We start from the raw sequence: 25,585 nt of genomic DNA, 5'->3' as shown, positions 1-25,585 counted from the left end.
CGCCCGACCCAACGCCGGTGCGGCGCATTGTCTCAAGGCTTTCATATTTCGGTTTGGATTCAAAAGGTTTTCTGCCCTTGTTCGAGTGTAGAAACCGGGAAACGTTGCTGATTTGTCAACAATCCATCTGGTCGATGCCGATTACCCCGCTGCCCTGGAAACCGCCCATGCCGCGTAGTGCGGTGCAGACCTCTGACAGGAGGATGACACTGGTCACCGGCCGTTCGGGCCCCGGCTGCTCGGCGATGACCATCCCGAACGGGTCGGCAAAAAGGCGCCGCTGCCGTTGGCAGGGCGCCTTGTCAACTAACTGTCGCCGCGTGTCGGCGGATCAGCCCTTGGCGGTGTCCTGCGCCGGTGCGGCGGGTTGCTGCCGCTGGGGCTGGGGCGCCTGCTGGCCGGCAGCAGGCTGCTGGCCTTTGGTCTTGGCGTTCAACGGGTCGTCCTGGCGCTGAACCGAGCCTTCGAAATGGGCGCCCGATTCGATCGCGATGGTCTTGTGGATGATGTCGCCCTCGACCCGGGCGGTCGAGGTCAGCCGTACCTTGAGGCCCCGCACCCTGCCCACGATCCGGCCGTTGACCACCACGTCATCGGCAATCAGTTCGCCCCGGATGGTGGCGCCTTCGCCCACGGTCAGCAAATGTGCGCGAATGTCGCCCTCGACCGTGCCCTCGATCTGGATGTCGCCGGTCGTCTTGAGGTTGCCGGTCACCGTCAGGTCCGAGGACAGCACCGACGCCGGCGGCTTGGCCTTGGGCGCGGCGGCGCGGAATTCGGTCGAAGCGGAGTCGCTGCGCTGTGCATCCGCGTTCCGCTCGGGCAGCGTCGGTTTGGCCGCGCTCTCGGGTTTGGGGGCAGGGTCGTTGATCTTGCTTTTAGAAAACATTTCTCGCAGCCTTGATGTAGGTCATGGGGTTGACGGCCTTGCCGTCGACACGGACCTCGTAGTGTAGGTGCGTGCCTGTGGAACGTCCAGTGTTGCCCATATCACCGATCCGATCCCCGCGCGAGACCCTTTGGCCTTCTCGCACGCGAATGCGCGACATATGGGCATAGCGGGTCTCGAAACCGAAATCATGCTGGATCTTGACCAGCCGGCCATAGCCCGACAGCCATTTGGCGTGGGTCACGACACCATCGGCGGTGGCATAGATCGGCGCACCGTGGTCACCGGCGAAATCGGTGCCGTTGTGCATCCGGCCCCAGCGCATTCCGAATCCCGAGGTGTAACGAAAGCGCGTCTTGACCGGGATTGCCAGAGGCACCTTTTGCGCGGCGATACGGTAGAGGTTCAGCCGGTCCATCTGGTTGAGGATGCGATTGGCGCGCAACGCCTCGGGCGAGGGTTCCTCGCCCCGGGTGGAAAAGGACAGGGGCAGCGACGGCCCGCCAAGGCCGGAATAGCCGCGGCGCACGGTGTCGAGCATGTATTCGGTATCCATCCCGGCGGCGCTGAACATCTTTTTCAGCGGCTCGACCGAGATCGTCATCGCGTCTTCAAGCTGGCGGAATATCTGGTCGTTCTGATCCTGCATCAGCCGGATCTGCATCGCCATCTCGTCGGCGTCTTGCAGGGCGAGGGTCGCGTTTTCGCTGATCCGGTCGCGTTCGCGCGCGGTATCGGCCAGCGCCGTGGTCAGCACCTGCATCGTCGCGGCCAGGGCCGGGGCGTCCTGTCCCGGCCGGGTGTCGGGGCGGCTTTCCTGCAGGGCCAGCGTCAGATCGGCGGCCTCGGCGCGGGCGGCATCGCGTTCCTTCATCGCCCGCCGCAGGGTCGACTGGATCACCTCGATGCCGGTCTCCATCTCGCGTCTCCGCGTCTCGGACGCCAGCAGTTGGGACTGCATCATTGAAATCTGTTCAAGGGCAGAGCTGAACCGCTGCTGTGCGGCCGCGGCTTCGTGCGCGCGCAGGTCGCGCTCGGACTCGAGTGCGTTCAGCCGTGCCTCGTAGGTGCGCTGGTCGCGCTTGGCCTGTTCGCGGAAATTGCCCGAACCGATCGAATCCATCAACAGGACGGCGGTGGCGATGATCGTCCAGGCGACGAAAGCGGAAACGCCAAGCAGCGCGATCAGCTGTGTGCCGGGCTTGAGACGAATAAACCGGGTATCGGATTCGGAGCGCAGAAAAACGCGGCGTTCAGGAAACCTGGCCTCGAGCCAGGTATGGAATCTGATCGCGATCCGTGTTCGCACGTCGTCCCCGTTCCGTCGTTTCCGTCCCTCGGGCCGCTCTTGTCATGATTGGATCATACCGGCAGCCTCGTGCGTGATTACCCATTGGCCAAAGCTACGGCAAGGCTTTTGCCCCGTCGGCCATGCGATTTGGGCGATTTATCGCGGCATTGGCAGAAACTTGCCGATGTGCGGGGCACGGCGGATTACAATGCGCGCACGGCTTCCAGCACCTCTTCGGCGTGTCCTGCGACCTTGACCCTGGGCCAGACACGTACCACCCGGCCGTCGCCCCCGATCAGTACGGTGGTGCGTTCGATCCCCATGAACTTGCGCCCGTACATGTTCTTTTCCTTCCACACGCCGTAGCGTTCGCAGACGTCGCCATCGGCGTCCGGAAGCAGCGCAATGCCCAGTCCGTGCTTGTCGCGGAACTTGTCATGGCTGGCCACGCTGTCCTTGGAAATGCCAAAGACATGCGCGCCGGCGGCGCGGAACGCCTCTGCCAGTTCGGTAAAGGCCAGCGCCTCACGCGTGCAGCCCGAGGTGTCGTCGCGGGGATAGAAATACAGAACCACCGGCGCGGGGCGCAGCGCCGACAGCGTCACCTGCTCGCCGCCGTCGCGCGGAAGGGTGAAATCGGGGGCGTCGTTGTCGGGTTGCAGCATGGCATTGATCCTCGTTTCGAATTCAGGGTCTTATATAGATGGGATAGGGCAGGAACAAATTGCCAAAGGCAGGCCGCGGATTGACCGAAGATAGAACAGAGCCGAAAGAGCGCGCGACGCGCCGACGGCGCGTGCTGCGCGTTGGCCTCTGGCTTGCGGCCGGCCTGCTGGCGCTGGGGCTGGGGCTGGCAATCGCGGTGGCGGCGCTGATCGGCACGCGCATGACCGCACCCGACTGGCTGCGCGAACGTATAGCGGCGCGAATCGATCAGAGCATCGACGAGGTCTCGATAGGGTTCGGCGAGCTGTCATTCGTGGTCGGGGATGACTGGGTGCCCAAGCTGGCGCTGCAGCGGGTAGTGATCCGCGATGCCGAAGGGACACCGCTGGCACGGCTGTCGGATCTGCGCGGATCGCTGGCGCTGGGTCCGCTGTTGCGGGGGAAATTGCAACCGGGCCGGATCAGCCTGTCGGGGGCGCGGGTGACGCTGCGACGCGCAAATGACGGCGCGGTGGGGCTGAGCGTGGGCGAAACCCCCGACACGGTGGAAGAGGCCGAAACCGTGGCGGCGCTGATCGGGCAGGCCGACGCGTTCTTTCAGCGGCCAAATTTCAGCGCGCTGGAAACGGTGCTGGCCGACAACCTGACCCTGCGGTTCGAGGATGCCCGCGTCGGCAAGGCATGGACGGTCGATGGCGGGCGCATCGCCATACGGCGCAGGGGCGACGACCTTGAAATCCTGTCCGACTTCGCGCTGCTGGGCGCGCGCGACTATGCCACCACGCTGGCGGTGTCCTATGCCAGCCGCATCGGGCAGACCGCGGCGACCTTTACCATCGACGTCGAGGACATGCCGGCCGAGGATATCGCCGGCCAGTCCCCCGCCCTGACCTGGCTGGCGGCGCTCGAGGCGCCCATTTCAGGGTCGATCCGCGCCGAGGTCGAGGCGTCAGGCCGCCTGGGCCCGGTCGAGGCGCAGCTTGAGATCGGGGCCGGCGCGCTGCGCCCGACACCCAGCGCGGTGCCGGTCGCGTTCGACCGCGCCGGCAGCCATTTCACCTATGAATCCGCCGATCACCTGATCCGGTTTCACGCCCTCGAAGTCGAAAGCAAATGGGTCACCGCCCGGATCGAGGGGCAGACCCGCCTTGCCGGGATGGAGGATGGCTGGCCCGATGCGCTGGTGTCGCAGTTCCGGGTGGGCGAGGTCTCTGCCAACCCGATGCAGCTTTACAGTGCGCCGGTCACGCTGGAAGGCGCCGACCTGAGCATGCGCCTGGCGCTTGATCCGTTTCACGTCTCGCTGGGCGAACTCAGCCTGTCCGATCGCGGCCGCACCTTCGTCGCGCGCGGCGATGTCCGGGTCGGGCCGGACGGCTGGCATGTCAGCGTCGATGGCAACATGCCGGGGGCCGACCCGGACCGGCTGATGGAACTCTGGCCTGAAAGCCTGGAACCCAAGACGCGCGACTGGATCAACGACAATGTGATCGCCGCCACGCTGAGCGACATCCAGGTCGCGTTGCGCTCGGAGCCCGGGCACAAGCCCGACCTGTCGCTGGGGTTCGATTTTTCCGAGCTGTCGACGCGTTTCATCAAGGATGTGCCGCCGATCGAGGATGCGCGCGGCCACGCCATCATCGAAGACAACCGTTTCGTCATCGTCGCCCACGAGGGCCACGTCACCGCCGCCGAGGGCGGGCGCATCGACATCGCCGGATCCAGCTTTGACGTGCCCGACCTGCGTATCAAGCGCGGCCCGGGCAAGGTGCGCCTGAGCACCCACAGCACCATTACCGCCGCGCTGTCGCTCTTGAACGAGAAACCGTTCCGGTTTCTCGACAAGGCTGGGCGCCCGGTGACCCTGGCCGATGGAATCGCGCGTTTGGACGGCACGCTGGATTTCCTGGTCAAGGACGACCTGACGCCCGAGGAAGTGGCGTTCGAGGCAAACGGGCATCTGAGCGACGTGCGCAGCGAAAAGCTGATCGCCGGGCGCGTCATTGCCGCATCCGACCTGACGTTGCAGGCTGACCGCGACACACTGCGGATCGGCGGCGAAGGGCGGGTCGGGCGCGTGCCCTTTGACGGGCGTTTTGCCATGCCGCTGACCGACGGTAGCAAGGGCGAAGCGCATGTCGTGGGCCGCATCGAGCTGTCAGAGCGGTTTTCCGACGAGTTCGGTATCGGTTTGCCGCCGGGCAGCCTGTCGGGCGCCGGCTGGGGCGATGTCGAGATCGACTTTGCCGCCGACACGCCGCCGGCCTTTTCCCTGAACACCGATCTGGCCGGGCTGGGGCTGCGGATAAAACCGATCGGCTGGGCACTGGGCGCCGCCGGGACCGGCCGGCTGGAGGTCTCCGGAACGCTGGGCAGCCCGCCCGCGATTGACCGTTTGTTGCTTGATGCCGGAGGCCTGCGTGCCGCGGGATCGGTCACGCTCAATGCCGATGGCAGCCTGCAACAGGCGCGGTTCGGGCGGGTGCAATTGGGCGGCTGGCTGGACGCGCCGGTTGACCTGGTCGGGCTGGGCGCGGCGCGCGTGCCGCTGGTGCGGGTGACCGGGGGCGAGCTGGACCTGCGGCGGATCAGGCTGGGCGGCGATGGCGATGGCACGGGGCAGGGCGGCGGCGGGCCGGTGTCGCTGCGGCTTGACCGGCTGCAGGTGTCGGACAAGATCGCGCTGACCGATTTCAACGCCGAACTCGACCTGGCGCAAGGCACCAAGGGCACGTTTTCGGGGCAGGTCAACGGCCAGGCCGCGGTTACCGGCGAGATCGTTCCCGGTGACGGGCGCGGCGTCTTCGTGATCCGCTCGCAGGATGCAGGACGGGTGCTGCGCGCGGCAGGGCTGCTGAAGCAGGCGCGCGACGGCAAGATGACGCTGGTGCTGACCCCCGGTCAGGGCAAGGACGTCTACGAGGGCAAGCTGACCGCCGATAACCTGCGGGTCAAGGACGCGCCCGCCATCGCGGCGCTGCTCAACGCGCTCAGCATTGTCGGCATCCTCGAACAGCTCGCGGGCGAGGGCATCCATTTCACCCGCGTCGAAAGCGATTTTCAACTCGCCCCCGAAAAGGTGACCATCTACAAGGCCAGTGCGGTCGGTGCGTCGATGGGCATTTCCGCCGAAGGCTATTACTGGCCCGAGGCCGAGGTTGTCGACCTCGAAGGCGTGGTTTCACCGGTCTATGCGGTCAACGTGCTGGGCGGGTTCCTGTCGCGGCAGGGAGAGGGGTTCCTGGGCTTCAAGTATTCGCTGAAAGGGCCGGCCAGTACGCCGCGCGTTCAGGTGAACCCGCTGTCGGTGTTCACGCCGGGAATGTTCCGCGAGATTTTCCGCCGCCCGCCGCCGGAGCGCGGCGGGGTTGCCCCGTCGGCGGGTGAGGATACGGAAGAGCCGCGGCAGGGCCCGCTGCGGCAGGGACAGGATCGTTGATGCAGCTTGCCGATTTCGATTTCGATCTGCCCGAGCGGCTGATCGCGACGCGCCCGGCGCGCCCGCGCACCGCCGCCCGGCTGCTGGTGGCAGAGGGGGCGCGCATGACCGACGCGACCGTTGCCGATATCGGCCGCTGGCTGCGCCCCGGCGACCGGCTGGTGCTGAACGACACCCGCGTCATCCCGGCGCGGCTGTCAGGCATGCGCGCGCGGCAGGGGGCGGCGGGGCTGACCGAGGCGCGCATCGAGGTGACATTGCTGGAGCCGCGCGCCGACGGCGCCTGGTCGGCGATGGTCAAGCCGCTGAAAAAGCTGCGCGTGGGCGAGACGGTGCACTTCGCCGCCGGGCTAAAGGCAGACTGCATCGACAAACCCGATGGCATGGCGGCACTGCGGTTCAACCTGTCGGGGGATGACTTCGACGCCGCGCTGGATGCCGCGGGCGCGATGCCGCTGCCGCCCTATATCGCCGCGCGCCGCGCCGCCGACGACCAGGACCGCGAGGATTACCAGACCGTCTTTGCCCGCCGCGCCGGCGCGGTGGCCGCGCCCACCGCGTCGCTGCATTTCGACCGCCCGCTGCTGGACAGCCTGGCCGGGGCAGGCATCGATTTCACCCATGTCACGCTGCATGTGGGTGCAGGCACCTTTCTGCCGGTCAAGGTCGAGGACGTGCGCCAGCACCGCATGCATGCCGAATGGGGCGAGGTCAGCGAACAGGCCGCGGCCGAGATCGCCCGGACCCGCGCCGAGGGCGGGCGCATCATCCCCGTCGGCACCACCGCGCTGCGTCTGATCGAGACCGCGGCACAGGGCGGCGCCATCGCGCCGTGGCAGGGCGAGACCGATATCTTTATCTATCCCGGCTTCCGCTTTCGCGTGACCGATGCGCTGATGACGAATTTTCATCTGCCGCGCTCGACGCTTTTGATGCTGGTTTCGGCCCTGATGGGGCACGAACGCATTCGGCAGATATATGCCCATGCGGTTGAATCCGAATACCGTTTCTTTTCCTACGGCGACGCATCGTTGTTGATCCCGGAGTGAATCGCTGGTCAAGGAGGCGCGGACAGACCGCTTTGGGTCGCGTTCGTGCCGGACGCGGGTGGCCGGTTCGGGCATGAACGGCGCAATTTAGGGGTGGCGCCATGTTTTCAGTTCTTTCCAGCGCGTGGGCGCTGCTATTGGGAATGATGCTCTTGCAGGTCGGGAACGGCATGCAGGGCACGGTTCTGGGCATCCGGGGCGAAATCGAGGGGTTTTCCACCCTCGAGATGTCGCTGGTCATGTCGGGGTATTTCCTGGGGTTCCTGTTCGGATCGCGCATGGCGCCCGAGATGATCCGCCGGGTCGGGCATGTGCGGGTCTTCGCGGCGCTGGCCTCGATGATCTCGGCGGTGATGATCCTGTATCCGACGATCACGGACCCCACTGTCTGGGGGCTGGGCCGGGTGTTGGTTGGATTCTGTTTTTCCGGCGTCTACGTCACCGCCGAAAGCTGGCTCAACAACGCCTCGGACAACGAAAACCGGGGCAAGGCGCTGTCGCTTTACATGATCGTCCAGATGGTGGGCATCGTCACCGCGCAGGCGCTGATACTGGTCGCCGATCCTGGCGGGTTCGTGTTGTTCGTCATCCCTTCGATGCTGATTTCGCTGTCGTTTGCGCCGATCCTGCTGTCGATCAGCCCGACGCCGGCCTTCGAGACCGCCAAACCGCTAAGCCTGCGGCAGATGATGGCGATCTCGCCGCTGGGCTGCGTGGGCATGTTCCTGCTGGGCGGGGTCTTTTCGGCCCAGTTCGGCATGGCGCCGGTCTATGGCGCCGAGGCAGGGCTATCTGTGGCCCAGATATCGACTTTCGTTTCGACCTTCTTCGTCGGCGCATTGGTGCTGCAATATCCCATCGGCTGGCTTTCGGACCGGATGGATCGCCGCCGGCTGATCCTGATCTGCGCGGCCATTTGCGGCAGCGGCGGCGTGGTCGGCATGGCCTTTGGCAGCCTGTTTCCGGCGCTGCTGGCCGCGGGACTGGTGGTCGGGGGGATGTCGAACCCGCTCTATTCGCTGATCATCGCTTATACCAACGACCTGCTCGAACGTGATGACATGCCGGCCGCCGCGGGCGCGATGGTCTTTATCAACGGGCTTGGCGCGGTGGCGACGCCGCTGGTCATCGGCTGGCTGATGGGCCGATTCGGGGAGTGGGCGTTTTTCCTGGTGATCGCGGTGCTGGGATTTGCCATGTCAGGCTATGCCGCCTGGCGGATGACGCGGCGCCCGTCTCCCTCGGTCGAGGATACGGACAGCTTTACCATGGTGGCGATGTCGTCCTCGCCTGTGGCGGTCAATCTGGCCGCCGAATACGACTATGAAACCGCCCAGGAGGAGGCTGGCACAGAGTGACGCAGACGGGGTAGCGCTAACAAGTTATCCACAGTCACGGAAGATTGCCATTGTTGCAAATTTTTACTGTCCAAATAAGGGGATGTGGGACTAGGCTTTCCCTGTCGGGTGCGGAGGAAAGGAGTCTCGCATGACTACCCCGGAAGAGGTGTTGACGTACTGGCTTGATGAGGTCGGACCCGAAGGTTGGTACGAAGCGTCCGAGACGCTGGATGCCGATATGCGCGAGCGGTTCATGACGGCGTGGGAAAAGGCCCGAGAGGGCACCTATGCGCTGTGGCTGACATATCCCAGCGGGGCGCTGGCCTATATCATCCTGATGGATCAGTTTCCGCGCAACATGTTTCGTGGCGAGGGGCATGCCTTTGCCACCGACCGGCAGGCGATGGCCGCGGCCAAGGCCGCCATCCACCGCAAATGGGACATGCGCATAGACGAACCGGTGCGACAGTTCTTTTACCTGCCGCTGATGCACTCCGAGAACCTGTGCGACCAGGAACGCTGCATCCGCCTGATCAAGGAGCGGATGCCCAAGACCGGCGCCGGCAACCTGTTGCACGCGCGCGCACACCGAGAGGTCATCCGCCTTTTCGGCCGCTTCCCCTATCGCAACACCGCGCTTGGGCGGGTTTCGACCGCGTCCGAACGCAGCTTTGCCGAAAACGGCGGCTATGGCGCGGCCCTGCGCAACCTGCAGGCGGCCGATGCTGCCTGAATGCCGATAGCGTCGAAAAATGCGCGCGACATCAACCGCTTGACAGGCCGCCCCGCAACAATCCGCTGCGGGGCGGCCTGTGACGTTGTAACGGCAATAAAAGTAGTTTAGCATCAAACTAATTTCACGCAACACCACAAGCGGCACCTTGGGCGGAGACTGAAATGGCGGCGAAATCCTTTGACATGATCGTGATCGGGGCGGGGCCCGGGGGCTATGTTGCCGCCATCCGCGGCGCACAGCTGGGGTTGAGCGTCGCCGTGGTCGAGCGCGAGCATATGGGCGGTATCTGCCTCAACTGGGGCTGCATCCCCACCAAGGCGCTGCTGCGTTCGGCAGAGGTTTTTCACCTGATGCACCGGGCCGGCGAATTCGGGCTCAAGGCAGAGAACATCAGCTATGATCTCGACGCCGTGGTCAAACGCTCGCGCGGGGTTTCGAAACAGCTCAACTCCGGCGTTGGGCACCTGCTGAAAAAGAACAAGGTGACCACGATCATGGGCGTGGCGACGCTGGCGGGCAAGGGCAAGGTCAGCGTCAAGACCGACAAGGGCACAGAGGAATTGACCGCCAAGGCCATCGTGCTGGCCACCGGCGCGCGGGCGCGCGAATTGCCGGGGCTTGAGGCCGATGGCAAACGCGTCTGGACCTACAAGCACGCGCTGGTGCCGCCGCACATGCCCAAGAAACTGCTGGTTATCGGGTCCGGCGCGATCGGTATCGAATTCGCCAGTTTCTATCACACGCTCGGGGCTGAGACGACCGTGGTCGAGGTGATGGACCGTATCCTGCCGGTCGAGGACGCCGAGATTTCAGCCTTTGCCAAGAAGAGTTTCAAGAAACAGGGCATGACCATCATGGAAAAGGCGACGGTCAAGCAGCTTGATCGCGCCAAGGACAAGGTGACCGCCCATATCGAGATCGGCGGCAAGACCGAAAAGCACGATTTCGATACCGTGATTTCGGCCGTGGGCATCGTCGGCAACGTCGAGAACCTCGGGCTGGAAAGCCTGGGTGTCAAAGTCGACCGGACGCATGTCGTTGTCGACGAATACTGCCGCACCGGGGTCGATGGGCTATATGCCATCGGCGATCTGGCCGGTGCGCCATGGCTTGCCCACAAGGCCAGCCACGAGGGCGTTATGGTGGCCGAGCTGGTGGCCGGCGGTCATCCCCACCCGGTGCGGCCCGAGGCAATAGCCGGCTGTACCTACTGCCACCCGCAGGTGGCCAGCGTCGGCCTGACCGAGGCCAAGGCCAAGGAGCAGAGCTACGAGGTCAGGGTTGGCCGCTTTCCCTTTATCGGCAACGGCAAGGCCATCGCGCTGGGCGAATCCGAGGGCTTGGTCAAGACCGTGTTCGACGCCAAGACCGGCGAATTGCTGGGCGCGCACATGATCGGCGCCGAGGTGACCGAGCTGATCCAGGGCTACGTGGTGGGCCGCACGCTGGAGACCACCGAAGAAGATCTGATGAACACCGTATTCCCGCACCCGACGCTGAGCGAGATGATGCACGAATCGGTGTTGGATGCCTATGACCGTGTGATCCACATCTGATCACAAAGGCCGCTACCCGGCCTCGATGCCGGACAGCGGCCTGCGTTTCAGTTCGCCTCAGACGAAGATCACGTCGCCGGCGCTGAGTTCGGAAAGCCGCGTGTCCTCGAACACAACCTGCTGCCCGCCCGCAGCGATCACCACATCGTCGCCGACTTGCGAAATGAATGGGATGAGGTTGGCCACGGTAAAGCCGTCGCGCAGCCCAACCAGGGCAAGATCATCCACCCCGGGCTCGAAATCGGTCATCGTCATGGTGTTGTCGCCCATGACGAAGGCAAAGATGTCTGCGCCTTCTTCGCCGGTCAGCATGTCGTTGCCGCCGCCGCCGATAATGGTGTCGTTGCCCTCGCCGCCCAGGATGATGTCGTTGCCGCCATTGCCGTCCAGCCAGTTTGACGCCTCGTTGCCTGTGATCGCATCGCCGCTCGATCCGCCCTCGGCCCGCTCGATTACCACCCCGTTGGCGATGGTAAAGCCGCCGTGGATGCCCTCGACATAAGAGACATAGCCGCCGCCGCCGTCGGAATAGGTCAGCGTCGCCGCGCGCAGGTCGATCACCGCCGCGGCTGAGCCGGTATGTGCGATGGTGTCGGTGCCACCGGCATCCCAGATCGAGGAATAATATGTGCCGGCCCCGTTCGACGAGGGCAGCACATAGGCGTCATTGCCGGTGTTGTGCGACATGTTGGCGCCGTAGAGGTCTTGCATAACCGCAATGTCCAGCGCCATCAGCGTGCCCTGCCAGCCATAGCCGTATGACGAACTGGCCCCGTGCGGGGCGGTCTGCCAGCCGTCATTATAGCTCATCGTGGTGTAGATGCCCTGGTTGAGGTCGTAGTCGCCAAAGTCGCCAAAGGCCGAGGAGACTCCGTCCATCACCGTGGAGGAACCGCCGGTGTCGTGCGGATGCGCCATCCCCATGCCGTGGCCGATCTCGTGGATCAGCGTGATAAAGGCATAGCCGCCCTGTTGCAGCCCGGCCGTTGTCCAACTGGCATCGCCACCATAGAACACGCCCCAGCCGTCGAGGCCGCTATAGGGCGTGCCGTTGGCGGTGATGCTGCCGCCGCCCACGCCCCAATAGCCGAGCGCGGAATTCGGATCGGTCGATTCGACCATCAGGAAATCGGCCTGGTTGGGGTCGTTGACCACGTTGAAGGTGACATCGGCGACATTCTCAAAGGCTTCAAACGCCTCCATCGCCTGTGCAATCTCGGCTGCCGTCCAGGTCGAGGTGATCTGCGGCGCACCATAGGCATCGTCGAAGGTGACGCCGCCGGGAACGAAAAAGACGTTGATTACGGCCGGCGCGGTATCGCCCCAGGTGATCGAGTCGAGCGGATCGGCCGGCTCGGTGACGGTGACCGTCACCGAATAGGTGCCGGTGTCCACGCTCGTGCCGCCGTTGTTTTCAAAGCTGTCGGCGGCGATGTAGTAGGTGCCGGTGGAACTGGCCGTGAATACGATCTGCGAATTCAGCCCGGCGCTGTCATCGTTGTGCGTAATGTAACCGCCGCTGCTGTCGAACAGCCAGAGATAGGGATCTGCCATCGTACCCGCGGTCATGTCGATGGTATAGCTGACCCCGGCGGTGAGGGTGATACCGACCCAATCCTGGTCGCCATCGAAGCCGAGCGTGCCGTTAAAGGTGTCGCCTGCGGACATCGTGTAGGCGGTGCCGATGCCGGCGGCAGCATCGGTGGTTTCGGTGACCGCCAGGGAGTTCTCCCTGTCGTTGTCATGCAGCCAGTTGCCGTCGGCCCCGAAGGGATTGAATTGATCACATACAATACACATCTGTTGGATTCCTCGGGTTTACGAACGACGCAGAGACGCCGCTGATTTATTCTTGCAATGCTTGGGTGGGGTGGCCACCAGGGGCAGGGGGCAGGATGTGTCCGACATGATGATGATGACCTTTTCTCCTGCCGGTCCATATGCGCAGCACTCGAGGCGCGGTTCAGAAATGAAACAGGCTCTCGCGAACTGCATTGTGCAGTATATTTCTAACACACGGTATTAAAGGTTGTTAACATGAAACTCAGGTCCATTTTGTTCTCAGCATCCGTGATATTTGCGGTGGCCGGGGCGGTCGTGCTTATGCCGAATGATGCCGAAAGCAACGGAACAGCCCGCGACCTGCCCCATGCCGAGGGGCAGAGCTTTGCTACGCTGGACGCCTACCTTGCCCATCTCGAAAAGCTGGGCGAAATCGGCATCGCCTGGTACGAGCGGATGCCGGATGGCCGGTATCAGCTGATCAGGCGCCGCATGCCCGGCAGCGCGCCCGAGATTTTCACCCGGCAGGAATTGCTCGACCGCTTCGGTTTTCAGGAATGACAGGCCGCCGCTGGCGGGCCGCCTTCGGCGAGGGTATTTAGAACCAGAAAGACGCGGGACGCGGCAGGGCGGCTGCAACAACCCAGATGTTCGTGGTTTGTTCGCAGTTTTGACTTGGAAGACTGCCGGCTCTCGACTATCTCTTAACCATCCTTAACGGGGGACCGGATGGCCGAACTCACGCATATCGAGGTGCGCGGCGCGCGCGAGCATAACCTCAAGGGCATCGACGTCGACATTCCGCGCAACACGATGACGGTGATTACCGGGTTGTCGGGGTCTGGCAAGTCCTCGCTCGCCTTCGACACCATCTATGCCGAGGGCCAGCGCCGCTATGTCGAAAGCCTGTCGGCCTATGCGCGCCAGTTCCTTGATATGATGGAAAAGCCCGATGTTGACCACATCAGCGGCCTCAGCCCGGCGATTTCCATCGAGCAGAAAACCACCAGCAAGAACCCGCGTTCGACCGTCGGCACGGTGACCGAGATCTACGATTACATGCGGCTGTTGTTCGCGCGCGCGGGCACGCCCTATTCGCCCGCCACCGGCCTGCCGATCGAGGCGCAGCAGGTGCAGGACATGGTCGACCGGGTGATGCGGATGGAGCAGGGCACGCGCGCCTACCTGCTGGCCCCCATCGTGCGCGACCGCAAGGGCGAGTACCGCAAGGAATTCCTGGAACTGCGCAAGCAGGGGTTCCAGCGGGTCAAGGTGGATGGCGCGTTTCATGACCTCGATGCGCCGCCGACGCTGGACAAGAAATTCCGCCACGACATTGACGTGGTGGTTGACCGCATCGTGGTGAAAGAGGGGATCGAGACGCGGCTGGCTGACAGTTTTCGCACCGCGCTGGACCTGGCCGACGGCATTGCCGTACTGGAAACCGCGCCGAAAGAGGGCGAACCCGAGCGCACCACCTTTTCGGAGAACTTCGCCTGCCCGGTCAGCGGTTTCACCATACCCGAGATCGAGCCGCGGCTGTTTTCCTTTAACGCGCCCTTCGGCGCCTGCCCGGAATGCGGCGGGCTGGGGGTCGAGCTGTTCTTTGACGAACGCCTGGTGGTGCCTGACGAACAGTTGCGCATCGCCGACGGTGCGCTGGCCCCCTGGCGCAAGGGCAAGTCACCCTATTTCCTGCAAACCATCGAGGCGCTGGCGCGTCATTACGGGTTCGACAAGAACGCGCGCTGGAAAGACCTGCCCGATTCCGTGCAGCAGATGTTTCTTTATGGCTCCGGGGAAGAGGAAATCCCCTTTCGCTATGACGAGGGCGGGCGCGTCTATCAGGTTACCCGTACCTTCGAGGGCGTGATCCCCAACATGGTGCGGCGCTATCGCGAGACCGACAGCGCCTGGATCCGCGAGGAATTCGAGCGTTACCAGAACAACCGCCCCTGCGGCGCGTGCCACGGTTACCGGCTGCGGGACGAGGCGCTGGCGGTCAGGATCGGTCCGGCCGATGGTGGGCCGGACGAGCTGTTGCATATCGGGAAGGTCGTGCAGATGTCGATCCGCGCGGCCTATGACTGGTGCGGGCAAGTGCCCGAACATCTGAGCCCGCAAAAGAACGAGATTGCGCGTCCGATCCTCAAGGAAATCCGCGAACGGCTGGGATTTCTCAACAATGTCGGGCTGGAATACCTCACCCTCAGCCGCAATGCCGGCACGCTGTCGGGCGGTGAAAGCCAGCGCATCCGCCTGGCCAGCCAGATCGGCTCGGGGTTGACGGGGGTGCTGTATGTGCTCGACGAGCCCTCTATCGGGCTGCACCAGCGCGACAATGGCCGGCTGCTGGAGACGCTGAAAAACCTGCGCGACCAGGGCAATACGGTGATCGTGGTCGAACACGACGAAGAGGCGATCCGCGCCGCTGACTATGTCTTTGACATCGGGCCGGGCGCCGGGGTGCATGGCGGGCGGGTGGTCAGCCACGGCACGCCCGAAGAGATCACCGCCGATCCCGCGTCGGTCACAGGGCAGTACCTGTCGGGCGCGCGCGAGATACCCATCCCCGCCGAGCGGCGAAAGGGGAACGGGAAATCCGTCAAGGTCGTCAAGGCGGAGGGCAACAACCTCAAATCCCTCGACGCGGAATTTCCGCTGGGCAAGTTCGTCTGCGTTACCGGGGTTTCGGGGGGCGGAAAGTCGACCCTGACGGTCGAGACGCTGTTCAAGACCGCCTCGATGCGGCTGAACGGGGCGCGCCACACCCCCGCGCCCTGCGAGACCATCCAGGGGCTGGAGCATCTGGACAAGGTGATCGACATCGACCAGCGCCCCATCGGGCGCACGCCGCGGTCGAACCCGGCCACCTATACCGGCGCCTTTACCCCCATCCGCGACTGGTTCGCCGGCCTGCCCGAGGCCAAGGCGCGCGGATACAAGCCGGGGCGGTTTTCCTTTAACGTCAAGGGCGGGCGCTGCGAGGCATGTCAGGGCGACGGGGTGATCAAGATCGAGATGCATTTCCTGCCCGACGTCTATGTCACCTGCGAGACCTGCCAGGGTAAGCGATATAACCGTGAGACGCTGGAAATAACCTGGAAAGGCAAGAGTATAGCCGACGTTCTTGACATGACAGTCGAAGAGGCGCGAGAGGCGTTCAAGGCGGTGCCGTCGATCCGCGACAAGATGGAGGCGCTGCACCGCGTCGGGCTGGACTACATCAAGGTCGGTCAGCAGGCGACGACCCTGTCAGGGGGCGAGGCACAGCGCGTAAAACTGGCCAAGGAGCTGAGCAAGCGGGCGACGGGGCGGACGCTCTATATCCTCGACGAACCAACCACGGGGTTGCATTTCGAAGACGTGAAGAAACTGCTCGAAGTACTTCATGAACTTGTGGAAAGCGGGAATACAGTCGTTGTGATCGAGCATAACCTCGACGTCATCAAGACCGCCGACTGGATCATCGACATCGGCCCCGAGGGCGGCGATGGCGGGGGCGAGATCGTGGCCGAAGGTACGCCAGAGGATGTGGCGCAGGTGGAACGCAGCCACACCGGCCGCTACCTGAAAGAGATGTTGGCGGCGCGCAGGGTCGCCGCGGAATGAGGCGGGCGCGGGGACGGCCCCCGCGCCGGCGTATCAGTCGTGCTTCATCGGGCAGGTGGACATCCCGAACAGAGAATAGAGCGGGCAGCTGCCCATCAGCCCGGTGACAAGCGGCACCACGCCGATCCACATCCACCAGCCATAGCCCATGAGCGCGCCGATGATCAGCAGCGCCCCAATGACGATTCTCAGAATCCGATCAATACTGCCGACATTCTTGGTCATGACATATCCTTTCATGAATCAGTCGTGTACCGGGATCAGTCTAATCCAAATGTTCGGTGCCGCATTAACGAAAGTGTCTCAGCGGCGACGGACTGCCAGTCATTGGGCGGTCACTGGCTCAGCAGCAGGGCCAGAAGACCCACCGCAGCGACCACTTCTGCTGTGTTGTCGTCAACGACGACCACCCTATTGTTCACCACGCGGTAATTTCTCCCCTTGGGCTGGTGTGGCAGGCGCCTGAGTTCGGCCGCTGTCAGGGCGCGACCGGGCAGGGCGCGCGTCGTCCTGACCACGGTGGGTTTCTTCGTCACCACGGTCCTGTTCACGACAACCTCGCGGCTGACCTTGCCCCTCTGGGGCTGGTGGGCATTGTGGTTACGTTCGACCTCGACACAACGGCCACGGTCGTTGCAGGTGGTCACGCTGCGGTCGCGGGCTTCGGCGGTGGAGGCCAAGGCCGGCGAAAGCGCGGCAAGGGTCGCAAGAGTGGTCAGGGTCAATCTTTTCATCGGTACGTCTCCTGTTGGCGAATACGGGGTTAAACGCACGTAGGGGGACGAACCGTCGCAGTTGTCGTTCACGACAACGTGAGTAACGCCCGGCGCTCACGCCGGGCGCAACCGGGGTCTAGCTGTGACCGCGTTTTTCGAACCGCGGCAACATGGCCGAGAAGTCGCGCCCCTTGCCATCCTCGCGCTCGACGAATTCTTCGTAGAGCCGCATCGCCGCAGCCCCAAGCGGCGTGTCGGCATCGGCATCCGTCGCCGCCTGCTGGGCAAGGCGCAGGTCCTTGAGCATGAGCTCCGCCGCAAAGCCGGGCTTGTAGTCGTTGTCGGCGGGGCTTTGCGGGCCGACGCCGGGGGCGGGGCAGTAGGTGTTCATCGACCAGCTATAGCCCGACGAGGTGGACACCACGTCGAACATCGCCTGTCGATCGAGGCCCAGCTTGTCGGCCATCGCGAATGCCTCGCAGGTGACGATCATGGTGGCGCCGAGGATCATGTTGTTACAGATCTTGGCCGCCTGCCCATTGCCGGACGGGCCGCAGTGCACGGCCTTTTGCCCCATAATGTCAAAGAGTTCCTTGGCGATGTTGAAGCCCTTCTCATCGCCCCCGACCATGAAGGTCAGCGTGCCGCCCTGCGCGCCGCCGACGCCGCCCGAAACCGGTGCGTCAAGCGCCAGCAACCCGGCCTCTTGGGCCTTTTCCGCCACGGCGCGGGCGCTGGCGACATCGACGGTGGAACAGTCGAGAAAGACAGCCCCCTTGTCCATCGCCGGCACGATCTCATCCGCGACACGGCGCAGGATATCGCCGTTGGGCAGCATGGTGATGACCACCTCTGCACCGCTTGCGGCCTCTGCCGCGCTGGCGGCATTGGCGACGCCTTCCACCTCGACCCCGGCGGTGTCAAAGCCTGTCACCTCGTGACCGGCCTTTGCGAGGTTGGCCGCCATCGGCGCGCCCATGTTGCCTAGTCCGATAAAGCCGATCTTCATGGTGTCATCCTTTCCTGTCGAAGGTCAGTGTGTCCGCGCCCAGCGGCATCAGCATCTGCGTCGCCGCCAGCGAAGGCGGGTTCGTCAGGTCATGGCGCCATTTCGGGTTGCGGTCCTTGTCGATCACGGCGGCGCGGATACCTTCCAGGAAATCGCTGTGTTCCTGCGCGCGGTAGGTAAAGCGGTATTCCAGTTCCAGCGCCTTGCGAATCTCGGCGGATGTGTCACGCAGGCGGTGGATGATCTCGATGGCGCAGACCATTGCCAGGGGCGAATTGCGCCCCAGCGTCGCCAGCGTGTCGCGGGCGAAATCGCTGTCTTCCGCCTTGAGCGAACTGACGATGTCGAGCAGGGTTTCACCGCCGAAATGGGCGTCAATTCTGGGGGCAAGACGGTTGAGCGGACCGGGCGGCAGGGTCTCTCGCTGCTTGGAAATGGCATCCGTGCTGCCCGTTTCCTCTAGTTGCGAGATCAGCTCAGGCCACTTTGATTGCGGAATGTAACTGTCTGCAAAACCCGCAAAAATCGCGTCTGACGCATCCATGCGAGAGGCTGTCGTCGCCAGGTATTCACCCAGCCGGCCGGGTGCCCGCGCCAACAAGAGCGACCCACCCACATCCGGCACCAGGCCGATGCCGCATTCGGGCATGGCGATCCTGGTCGTTTCGCCCACGATCCGGTGCGACCCGTGGCACGAGATGCCGACGCCGCCGCCCATGACAAAGCCATGCATGATGGCGACATAGGGCTTGGGGTATTCGGCGATCTTGGCGTTCATACGGTATTCGTCGCGCCAGAAGTTCTGACCAAGGGCATAGTCGCCCGCCATGGCCGCGCGGTAGAGTTCCTGGATGTCGCCACCGGCGCAGAACGCCTTGTCGCCCTCGGCGTCGATGATCACCAGGTCGACCGTATCATCCGCGGCCCAGGCGTCGAGCGCGTCCTCGATCGCCAGGCACATCCGATAGGTCACGGCGTTCAGCGCCTTTGGACGGGTCAGGGTGATCCGGCCGGCTTTGCCCTGTTTTCGAATCGAGATGTCGTTCATGTCTCGGCCATCAGTTGACGCGCCACGATCATGCGCATGATTTCGTTGGTGCCTTCGAGGATTTCGTGCACGCGCAGGTCGCGCACCAGTTTTTCAATGCCGTAGTCGGCAAGGTAGCCATAGCCGCCATGCAGTTGCAGGCACTGGTTGACGATGCGGCTGCCGGCCTCGGTGACGAATTTCTTGGCCATGGCGCAGAACTTGGTGGCATCGGGCGCCTGTGTGTCCAGCTTCCACGCCGCCTGCCGCAGAAAGGTGCGCGCGGCCTGCAGCTCTATCTCCATGTCGGCCAGCCGGAACTGCAGCGCCTGGAAACTGTCGATGCTTTTGCCGAAGGTCTTGCGTTCGCGCATGTAGGCGCGGGTTGCGTCCATCGCCGTCTGTGCCGCCCCCAGCGAACAGGCCGATATGTTCAGCCGCCCGCCATCCAGCCCGGCCATCGCATATGTGAAACCCTTGCCCTCTTCACCGATCAGGTTTTCGGCGGGAATGGTGCAATTATCGAATTGCACCTGCGCGGTCGGCTGGGCGCGCCAGCCCATCTTGTCCTCGGGCGCGCCGAATGACAGCCCCGGCGTGCCGGCCTCGACATAGACGGTTGAAATGCCCTTGGGGCTGTCTTCGCCGGTGCGCACCATCACGACGTAGCCGTCCGAATAACCGCCGCCAGAGATGAACGCCTTGGTGCCGTTCAGGGTATAGCCGGCATTGTCGCGGTTTGCGCGCGTGCGCAGCGCGGCGGCGTCAGAGCCAGAGCCGGGCTCGGTCAGGCAGTAGGACAGCACCGTATCCATCGACAGGGCGCCGGGCAGCACCCGGTCCTTGAACGCGTCGTCGGCGTAGCTGTCGATCATCCGTGCGCACATGTTGTGGATCGACAGGAACGCGGCCACAGACGGGCAGGCCATGCTGAGCGCCTCGAAAACCAGCGTGGCTTCGAGCCGCGAAAGCCCCGATCCGCCCGCGCCCTCCGATACGTAAAGCCCGCCGAATCCCAGTTCGGCCAGCTGCGGCCACAACTCGCGGGGGATGGTGCCCTCGCGTTCCCAGGTGCGGGCATGGGGCGCGATGTGTTCCTGTCCGAACGCACGGGCCATCTCGAAAATGGCGGTCTGTTCCTCGGAAAGGGCGAAATCCATGGGCTGGCCTCCTGTCGTTCGAGGAATTGAACGTATGTTTAATTACCTGCGCTGAAGGGCACAATGCAAGGGTAAAGACCATCCCCGCACGGCGCAACACGCCGCCACCCCGGACCAGCCCCTAGCGGAAGGGCTGGTTGGGACGCAGGAGATGCACATAAAAGGGCGGTAGTTCATCGACGCCCACGACGCCGGTTTTCCTTGCCGAGGGCAAGGCCTGCCTGGCGCTGGCGCCGAGATGTTCATAGACCATCCGCGTGGCGCGGTCGCCGGTGACCTTTTCGCGCACCGTGCGGCTGGCATAGCCTTCCCACAGGTTCGACTGAAAGGCGGTTTCCGGAGTCAGGAAGTTGAACGAGCAGGACAGCGAATCGCGGTGTGTGACGATGGCCATGATGCCCTCTTCCTGGCGCATGACGATGCCGCGGTATTCGCGGTCGCGGCGGGCCATCGACAGGCCCTGTTCCCGCACGGCGTTGCGCGGCTCGAACCCGCGCAGAAAGGTATAGCCATCGGTGCGCGAAATCCGCACCAGCCCCAGGACAAAGCGGTGCGCATCGACAAAACTGCGGCGTGCAAAACGGTAGAATCCGCTGGGAAAGAGCGACTCCGAAATCTCGATCGTGGCGCTGCCGAAAAAGCCTCTCAGAAAGGGATGGTTAACCATGTCGCCTGATGCGGCCTGCAGGTCGGCGACGGGTTCAAGCAGGATGCGCGCGTCGGTCTCGAAAAAGCCACAGATCCGGTGCAGCACGTCAGGGCGGGGAAAGCTTTCCCCGGAAATATAGCGGTTGAACTGGGTCCGGTTGATACCCAGGTCGCGGCACAGCCCCGAGATCGACGGATAGCCCTGGCAAAGCACGCGCAGGTTCTCGCCGAAGACCTTGCGCAACGCTGCCGGATCTTCGGCGGAACGATGCCGTTCTTCTTTACGTTGTTCTGACAATATGAAATAAACTTCCGGTTTAGATGGGCGCTTTGGGGCGAAACTAAACGAGATTCCGGCCCCTTTCCAGCGCATTCGACGCCAATAAGAGGCAGGGCTGACGCTAATTAGCGTCACCATTGGGGGTATCTGTTACAAATCTCTCTTTCCTGCACTCAAATAGCCCCATTCATTTCTTCTGCATCTGCTTCAAACTCCAAGTGTAATTAATCACTTGGGGGAAGCCATGTACGGTGTGGTGCTCTGGAGCGACAGCAAGCGCAACAAGGCGGTAATCTGGTGCGAAGACCACCAGAATCTCGCGTTCTTCAAACACGATTGCGATGCCCCGGAGGTGTCACAATTAGCCCCGGGCGATCTGGTCGAATTCGACCTGCGCGAAGAAAACGAACTGCGCCTCGCCGTCGACCCCTGTGTCGTCGCGCCGCATGAATATCCCGCGCTTGCGGCCACTCTGAAATCGGCCACGGCCGGGCTGCAGCGCGACCCGATCGTTCTGCCCCGTCCGGAAACGCACGATCCCCGCGTCCGGCCGCAAAAGCAGTCGGCGCGCGTGGTGGTGCTGCACCCCGGAAACGGCGTCGAAGAACGGCTGGCGGCGCGCGCCTACTGTTGATCAGGCCCCGCGGGGCAGGGCCGCGACGCCGGTGCGCGCGATCTCGGTCAGGCCCAGCGGGCGCAACAGGTCGGCGAACGCGTCGATCTTGTCGGGCGTGCCGGTGATCTCGAACACGAAACTGCCAAGCGTGCTGTCGACCACGTTGGCGCGGAAGATATCCGCGAGCCGCAGCGCCTCGACCCGTTTTTCCCCCTCGCCCGCGACCTTGAGCAGCGCCAATTCGCGCTCGACCGAGCGGCCCTCGACCGTCAGGTCGTGGACCTCGTGCACCACCACGATGCGCCCCAGCTGCGCCTTGATCTGTTCGATCACCTGCGGCGTGCCGGTGGTGACGATGGTGATGCGGCTGGTGTGCCCGGTGTGGTCGACCTCGGCCACGGTCAGGCTGTCGATGTTGTAGCCGCGCCCCGAAAACAGCCCGATCACCCGCGCCAGAACGCCGGGTTCGTTGTCGACGATCACCGCCAGCGTGTGCGTCTCGGTGGTGTCGGAAAAGGTGGGGCGCAGGTTATAGGCCGAATGCTTGGTCGAGCCTTTCTTGATTTTCAGAGCGGACATGCGTTGGTGCCTTTCCTCGTGAACGGTAGGTGGTCAGGGCGTCGCGGGGCGGGTGCCCGCCCGGGGGTGAAAGAATGCGTGGCGCAGACAGGCGGCAAAGGCGATACATGCGATCGGCAAAAAGACAAGGCGAAAGACATCGGCCGTGCCTGAATGGAGCATCGCCAGCGCCGAAGGTGCAAGCCCTAGCCACATCGCCAGTGCCAGCACGATGCCGGCGGGGCGGGTGGTGATCGCCCCTGCGCGCAGCATGAACAATGCCGCCGGCGCGAGAAACGCGGATTCGTAGTGCCACAGATAGGGCGAGGCGAGCGGGATCGCCGTCAGAAGTACCGCCGCGCGCGGGTCGAACGAAGCCGTGGGGTTGCGCCAGACGACAAAGACAGCGCAGGCCGCAACGGCGGCGATTGTCCATTGCAGCAGCAGTGCGGTCGTTTCCGGCACGCCAAGCCTTGCAATAGCCGAATATGGGCTGACCATCAGGTCCAGGCGGCTGATCGCGCCGCGTACCATTTCGCCATGCTCGGACATCATCGCCAACATGCTGCCCCAGTAGGTAGTGCCGTAGATCAGCGTCGGAATGCCGGCCGCCACCACCGCCGTCAGTGTGGCCGACATGATTGTCCGCCAGGCGCCGCATGCCAGCAGCGCCACCGGTATCAGCAGCCCGAGTTGCGGCTTCAGCGTCAGTAGCCCGATGAACAAGCCGGCGAGGACCGGCCGGCCGTCACGAAGGGCGGCGAGGGCGGCCAGCAGCCCCGCAATCCACAACAGCGTCGTTTGTCCGACCAGCAGACATGGCAGCATCGCCGGGGCCAGCGCGGCAGCGGCCACCACCTGTATCCGTCCTCCGGCAAATGGCCGCGTGGCCCAGATGACGGCGGCCAGGGATACCAGCGTGAAGACCGCCCAAGCGGGGGCAAACGGCAGGGCCCCCAGAGGTGAGATTATCAGCAGGAAACCTGGTGGGTAGGCCCAGGGCATCCAGTCCGAATTGACCAGACCCGCCGCCTCGGTGATCCGCTCGACACTGAAGGCATCAAGCGGTGTGCCCGCCAGCGCCAGCTTTGCCGCGGCCCAGAACACGTAGAAATCGACCGAGAACGATATCAGGCCCTTTTCGCCGATTTCGACGACGGCGCCGCCGATGAAGATGACGCAGAACATCAGCGTCAGTGCCGCACCCAGCAGCCCCAACTGCCAGCCGCGGCGGTGGTCAAAGACCGCAAGCCGGGCATCACCGGCCTCGGGGCCGGTCGATGCGGGGTTCAAGGTCACCGGCTGCTGCACCCCGGACTCAGACCAGGACCGCGCCCGAGGCGCCGATGACGTCCTTGGTCGAGGCGTCTGCGCCCAGCAGCATCTTGTTGTGCGGCTCGCCCGATGGGATCATCGGGAAACAGTTCTCGTGCTTTTCAACCACGCAGTCGAACACCACCGGCCCGTCATATTCGATCATTTCCATGATCGCGTCGTCCAGGTCGGCGGGATCGGTGCAGATGATGCCCTTGGCGCCGAACGCCTCGGCCAGCTTGACGAAATCGGGCAGGGCCTCGGACCAGGAATGCGAATAGCGTTCACCGTGCAGTAGCTCCTGCCACTGGCGCACCATGCCCAGACGCTCGTTGTTCAGGATGAACTGCTTGACCGGCAGCCTGAATTGCACCGCGGTGCCCATTTCCTGCATGTTCATCAGCCAGCTAGCCTCGCCCGCGACGTTGATGACCAGCGCGTCGGGGTGGGCCACCTGCACGCCGACAGAGGCGGGCAGGCCATAGCCCATCGTACCTAGGCCGCCCGACGTCATCCAGCGGTTGGGATCATCGAACCCCAGGTACTGCGCCGCCCACATCTGGTGCTGGCCGACCTCGGTACAGATATAGCGGTCGTGCCCCTTGGTCAGTTCCTCGAGCCGCTGCAGGGCGTATTGCGGCTTGATCACCTTGCCTTTCTGGCTGAACGCCAGGCAATCGGTCTTGCGCCATTCGGTGATCTGGGCCCACCATTTCTGCAGCCCTTCGCGGTTGACCTTGCGGCCACGCGATTTCCAGATCTTCAGCACATCCTCGAGCACATGCGCGATGTCGCCGACGATGGGGATGTCGGTGCGGATCACCTTGTTGATCGACGAGGGGTCGATGTCGATATGGGCGCGCTTGGAATGCGGGCTGAAGGCATCGACGCGCCCGGTGATGCGGTCGTCGAAACGCGCGCCGATATTGATCAAGAGGTCACAGCCATGCATGGCCATGTTGGCCTCGTAAAGCCCGTGCATCCCCAGCATGCCCATCCAGTGTTTGCCCGATGCCGGGTAGGCGCCTAGCCCCATCAGGGTCGAGGTGATCGGAATGCCCGAGGCATCGACCAGTTCGCGCAACAGCTGACAGGCCGCCGGGCCCGAATTGATCACCCCGCCGCCGGTGTAAAAGATCGGCCGCTCGGCCGTTTCCAGCGCCTCGACCAGTTCGGTGATCGTGGCGGTGTCGCCCTTGACCTGCGGTTGATAGTGCGAGGTGCGCGCCTTTTGCGGCGGCACGTATTCGGCGCTGGCGAACTGGACATCCTTGGGGATGTCGACCAGCACCGGCCCGGGCCGCCCCGAGGTGGCGACGTGGAACGCCTGGTGCAGGGTGTCGGCCAGCTTGCCGGTGTCCGACACCAGCCAGTTGTGCTTGGTGCAGGGGCGGGTGATGCCCACAGTGTCAGCCTCCTGAAAGGCGTCGTTGCCGATCATGAAGGTCGGCACCTGGCCTGACAGCACCACGATCGGGATCGAATCCATCAGCGCGTCGGTGATGCCGGTGACCGCGTTGGTGGCGCCGGGGCCGGAGGTGACGAGCACAACACCCGGTTTTCCGGTCGAACGGGCATACCCCTCGGCCGCGTGCACCGCGCCCTGTTCGTGCCGCACCAGGATGTGACGAATATCGTTTTGCTGAAAGACCTCGTCATAAATCGGTAGCACCGCCCCGCCGGGATAGCCGAATACAACATCCACGCCCTGATCCTTCAGCGCCTGAACCACCATTTTCGCTCCGGTCATCTGACGTGTCATATGTTTGCTCCGTTCATGACGTCATCTTTTCTTTCGAGCATAAAAAAACCCCCGGTCAGACGGGGGCGCATGGGGTACCGTTCAGGGTGTCCGTTACCGGCCCATGCGCCAAGTTCCTACCAGAAGTACAATCAT

At 63.9% G+C, this 25,585-nt stretch carries 22 protein-coding genes; 8 read left to right on the top strand and 14 right to left on the bottom strand.

Going from position 1 to position 25,585, the window contains the following annotated elements; translation table 11 throughout:
* Positions 1-115: 115 nt before the first annotated feature.
* From DL899_RS19385 to DL899_RS09750, 4 genes are all read right to left on the bottom strand, one after another.
* The gene (locus tag DL899_RS19385; protein WP_162685547.1) at positions 116-253 is read right to left on the bottom strand and encodes a hypothetical protein; all 138 of its coding nucleotides are present in this window, start codon (positions 251-253) and stop codon (positions 116-118) included.
* A gap of 78 nt (positions 254-331) precedes the next feature.
* Positions 332-889, bottom strand: a complete 558-nt coding sequence (locus tag DL899_RS09760; RefSeq protein ID WP_111734167.1) for a bactofilin family protein — start codon at positions 887-889, stop codon at positions 332-334.
* Positions 879-2,198: a M23 family metallopeptidase gene (locus DL899_RS09755; RefSeq protein ID WP_204355291.1), complete on the bottom strand. Its 1,320-nt coding sequence runs from the start codon at positions 2,196-2,198 to the stop codon at positions 879-881. Before DL899_RS09755 ends, DL899_RS09760 begins: the two co-directional genes overlap by 11 nt.
* 185 nt (positions 2,199-2,383) lie before the next feature.
* The gene (locus DL899_RS09750) at positions 2,384-2,845 is read right to left on the bottom strand and encodes a peroxiredoxin (protein WP_111734166.1); all 462 of its coding nucleotides are present in this window, start codon (positions 2,843-2,845) and stop codon (positions 2,384-2,386) included.
* Positions 2,846-2,925: 80 nt separating this feature from the next.
* Here DL899_RS09750 and DL899_RS09745 point away from each other — a divergent pair, with 80 nt between their 5' ends.
* The 5 genes from DL899_RS09745 to lpdA all read left to right on the top strand — a co-directional run bounded on the left by DL899_RS09745 (position 2,926) and on the right by lpdA (position 10,966).
* Complete coding sequence (locus DL899_RS09745; RefSeq protein ID WP_111734165.1) at positions 2,926-6,285, top strand: YhdP family protein; 3,360 nt, start codon at positions 2,926-2,928, stop codon at positions 6,283-6,285.
* A complete protein-coding gene (queA, locus tag DL899_RS09740; protein ID WP_111734164.1) occupies positions 6,285-7,334 on the top strand; it encodes a tRNA preQ1(34) S-adenosylmethionine ribosyltransferase-isomerase QueA in 1,050 nt (349 codons plus the stop codon). The genes DL899_RS09745 and queA overlap by 1 nt, the downstream gene beginning before the upstream one ends.
* Positions 7,335-7,435: 101 nt before the next feature.
* Entirely contained in the window at positions 7,436-8,692 is a 1,257-nt protein-coding gene (locus DL899_RS09735) for an MFS transporter (protein ID WP_111734163.1), read from the top strand.
* Between the two features lie 130 nt (positions 8,693-8,822).
* Entirely contained in the window at positions 8,823-9,407 is a 585-nt protein-coding gene (locus DL899_RS09730) for a DUF924 family protein (protein WP_111734162.1), read from the top strand.
* A 164-nt stretch (positions 9,408-9,571) separates the two neighbouring features.
* Entirely contained in the window at positions 9,572-10,966 is a 1,395-nt protein-coding gene (gene lpdA / locus DL899_RS09725; RefSeq protein WP_111734161.1) for a dihydrolipoyl dehydrogenase, read from the top strand.
* A 57-nt stretch (positions 10,967-11,023) separates the two neighbouring features.
* Here lpdA and DL899_RS09720 read toward each other — a convergent pair whose 3' ends face one another.
* Entirely contained in the window at positions 11,024-12,766 is a 1,743-nt protein-coding gene (locus DL899_RS09720; protein WP_111734160.1) for a pre-peptidase C-terminal domain-containing protein, read from the bottom strand.
* Between the two features lie 237 nt (positions 12,767-13,003).
* Here DL899_RS09720 and DL899_RS09715 point away from each other — a divergent pair, with 237 nt between their 5' ends.
* Both DL899_RS09715 and uvrA read left to right on the top strand, forming a co-directional pair.
* Positions 13,004-13,309 carry a hypothetical protein gene (locus tag DL899_RS09715; protein WP_162685546.1) on the top strand — a complete coding sequence of 102 codons (306 nt, stop codon included), beginning with the start codon at positions 13,004-13,006 and terminating at the stop codon, positions 13,307-13,309.
* A gap of 168 nt (positions 13,310-13,477) precedes the next feature.
* Positions 13,478-16,360, top strand: a complete 2,883-nt coding sequence (uvrA, locus tag DL899_RS09710; protein WP_111734158.1) for an excinuclease ABC subunit UvrA — start codon at positions 13,478-13,480, stop codon at positions 16,358-16,360.
* A 33-nt stretch (positions 16,361-16,393) separates the two neighbouring features.
* Here the strand turns inward: uvrA and DL899_RS09705 are convergent, their stop codons facing one another.
* The 6 genes from DL899_RS09705 to DL899_RS09680 all read right to left on the bottom strand — a co-directional run bounded on the left by DL899_RS09705 (position 16,394) and on the right by DL899_RS09680 (position 21,164).
* Positions 16,394-16,585 carry a YgaP family membrane protein gene (locus tag DL899_RS09705; RefSeq protein ID WP_111734241.1) on the bottom strand — a complete coding sequence of 64 codons (192 nt, stop codon included), beginning with the start codon at positions 16,583-16,585 and terminating at the stop codon, positions 16,394-16,396.
* A 110-nt stretch (positions 16,586-16,695) separates the two neighbouring features.
* Entirely contained in the window at positions 16,696-17,094 is a 399-nt protein-coding gene (locus DL899_RS09700) for a hypothetical protein (RefSeq protein WP_111734157.1), read from the bottom strand.
* A gap of 118 nt (positions 17,095-17,212) precedes the next feature.
* Entirely contained in the window at positions 17,213-18,085 is an 873-nt protein-coding gene (gene mmsB / locus DL899_RS09695) for a 3-hydroxyisobutyrate dehydrogenase (protein WP_111734156.1), read from the bottom strand.
* Between the two features lie 4 nt (positions 18,086-18,089).
* Positions 18,090-19,133, bottom strand: coding sequence for an enoyl-CoA hydratase/isomerase family protein (locus DL899_RS09690; protein ID WP_111734155.1), 1,044 nt, complete (start codon positions 19,131-19,133; stop codon positions 18,090-18,092).
* Positions 19,130-20,272 (bottom strand): acyl-CoA dehydrogenase family protein, encoded by a 1,143-nt coding sequence (locus DL899_RS09685; RefSeq protein WP_111734154.1) that lies wholly within the window; start codon positions 20,270-20,272, stop codon positions 19,130-19,132. Before DL899_RS09685 ends, DL899_RS09690 begins: the two co-directional genes overlap by 4 nt.
* A 121-nt stretch (positions 20,273-20,393) precedes the next feature.
* The gene (locus DL899_RS09680) at positions 20,394-21,164 is read right to left on the bottom strand and encodes a helix-turn-helix domain-containing protein (RefSeq protein ID WP_239494668.1); all 771 of its coding nucleotides are present in this window, start codon (positions 21,162-21,164) and stop codon (positions 20,394-20,396) included.
* Positions 21,165-21,444: 280 nt separating this feature from the next.
* On the opposite strand from DL899_RS09680, the gene DL899_RS09675 reads away from it, so the two are divergent.
* The gene (locus DL899_RS09675; protein WP_111734152.1) at positions 21,445-21,834 is read left to right on the top strand and encodes a hypothetical protein; all 390 of its coding nucleotides are present in this window, start codon (positions 21,445-21,447) and stop codon (positions 21,832-21,834) included.
* On the opposite strand, the gene ilvN is transcribed toward DL899_RS09675, so the two are convergent.
* Genes ilvN through DL899_RS09660 form a run of 3 tightly spaced genes read right to left on the bottom strand, consistent with a single transcriptional unit; the run spans position 21,835 to position 25,450 of the window.
* Positions 21,835-22,395, bottom strand: coding sequence for an acetolactate synthase small subunit (ilvN, locus tag DL899_RS09670; RefSeq protein ID WP_111734151.1), 561 nt, complete (start codon positions 22,393-22,395; stop codon positions 21,835-21,837).
* A 33-nt stretch (positions 22,396-22,428) separates the two neighbouring features.
* The gene (locus DL899_RS09665) at positions 22,429-23,673 is read right to left on the bottom strand and encodes a glycosyltransferase family 87 protein (RefSeq protein ID WP_162685544.1); all 1,245 of its coding nucleotides are present in this window, start codon (positions 23,671-23,673) and stop codon (positions 22,429-22,431) included.
* A 19-nt stretch (positions 23,674-23,692) separates the two neighbouring features.
* The gene (locus DL899_RS09660) at positions 23,693-25,450 is read right to left on the bottom strand and encodes an acetolactate synthase 3 large subunit (RefSeq protein WP_111734149.1); all 1,758 of its coding nucleotides are present in this window, start codon (positions 25,448-25,450) and stop codon (positions 23,693-23,695) included.
* Positions 25,451-25,585: the final 135 nt, after the last annotated feature.

This window comes from Roseovarius amoyensis (assembly GCF_003260265.1).
Lineage (GTDB): Bacteria > Pseudomonadota > Alphaproteobacteria > Rhodobacterales > Rhodobacteraceae > Roseovarius > Roseovarius amoyensis.
This window is presented reverse-complemented; position numbering and strand designations above follow the sequence as displayed.

What these genes read in the sequence shown, in the direction of transcription:
- DL899_RS09715 (WP_162685546.1), top strand. Translation starts at nt 13,004, where the DNA reads ATGAAACTCAGGTCCATTTTGTTCTCAGCATCCGTGATATTTGCGGTG.
- lpdA (WP_111734161.1), top strand. Translation starts at nt 9,572, where the DNA reads ATGGCGGCGAAATCCTTTGACATGATCGTGATCGGGGCGGGGCCCGGG.
- DL899_RS09720 (WP_111734160.1), bottom strand. Translation starts at nt 12,766, where the DNA reads ATGTGTATTGTATGTGATCAATTCAATCCCTTCGGGGCCGACGGCAAC.
- DL899_RS09730 (WP_111734162.1), top strand. Translation starts at nt 8,823, where the DNA reads ATGACTACCCCGGAAGAGGTGTTGACGTACTGGCTTGATGAGGTCGGA.
- DL899_RS09660 (WP_111734149.1), bottom strand. Translation starts at nt 25,450, where the DNA reads ATGACACGTCAGATGACCGGAGCGAAAATGGTGGTTCAGGCGCTGAAG.
- ilvN (WP_111734151.1), bottom strand. Translation starts at nt 22,395, where the DNA reads ATGTCCGCTCTGAAAATCAAGAAAGGCTCGACCAAGCATTCGGCCTAT.
- DL899_RS09735 (WP_111734163.1), top strand. Translation starts at nt 7,436, where the DNA reads ATGTTTTCAGTTCTTTCCAGCGCGTGGGCGCTGCTATTGGGAATGATG.
- DL899_RS09685 (WP_111734154.1), bottom strand. Translation starts at nt 20,272, where the DNA reads ATGGATTTCGCCCTTTCCGAGGAACAGACCGCCATTTTCGAGATGGCC.
- mmsB (WP_111734156.1), bottom strand. Translation starts at nt 18,085, where the DNA reads ATGAAGATCGGCTTTATCGGACTAGGCAACATGGGCGCGCCGATGGCG.
- DL899_RS09705 (WP_111734241.1), bottom strand. Translation starts at nt 16,585, where the DNA reads ATGACCAAGAATGTCGGCAGTATTGATCGGATTCTGAGAATCGTCATT.
- DL899_RS09760 (WP_111734167.1), bottom strand. Translation starts at nt 889, where the DNA reads ATGTTTTCTAAAAGCAAGATCAACGACCCTGCCCCCAAACCCGAGAGC.
- DL899_RS09750 (WP_111734166.1), bottom strand. Translation starts at nt 2,845, where the DNA reads ATGCTGCAACCCGACAACGACGCCCCCGATTTCACCCTTCCGCGCGAC.
- DL899_RS09700 (WP_111734157.1), bottom strand. Translation starts at nt 17,094, where the DNA reads ATGAAAAGATTGACCCTGACCACTCTTGCGACCCTTGCCGCGCTTTCG.
- DL899_RS09675 (WP_111734152.1), top strand. Translation starts at nt 21,445, where the DNA reads ATGTACGGTGTGGTGCTCTGGAGCGACAGCAAGCGCAACAAGGCGGTA.
- DL899_RS19385 (WP_162685547.1), bottom strand. Translation starts at nt 253, where the DNA reads ATGGTCATCGCCGAGCAGCCGGGGCCCGAACGGCCGGTGACCAGTGTC.
- uvrA (WP_111734158.1), top strand. Translation starts at nt 13,478, where the DNA reads ATGGCCGAACTCACGCATATCGAGGTGCGCGGCGCGCGCGAGCATAAC.
- DL899_RS09690 (WP_111734155.1), bottom strand. Translation starts at nt 19,133, where the DNA reads ATGAACGACATCTCGATTCGAAAACAGGGCAAAGCCGGCCGGATCACC.
- queA (WP_111734164.1), top strand. Translation starts at nt 6,285, where the DNA reads ATGCAGCTTGCCGATTTCGATTTCGATCTGCCCGAGCGGCTGATCGCG.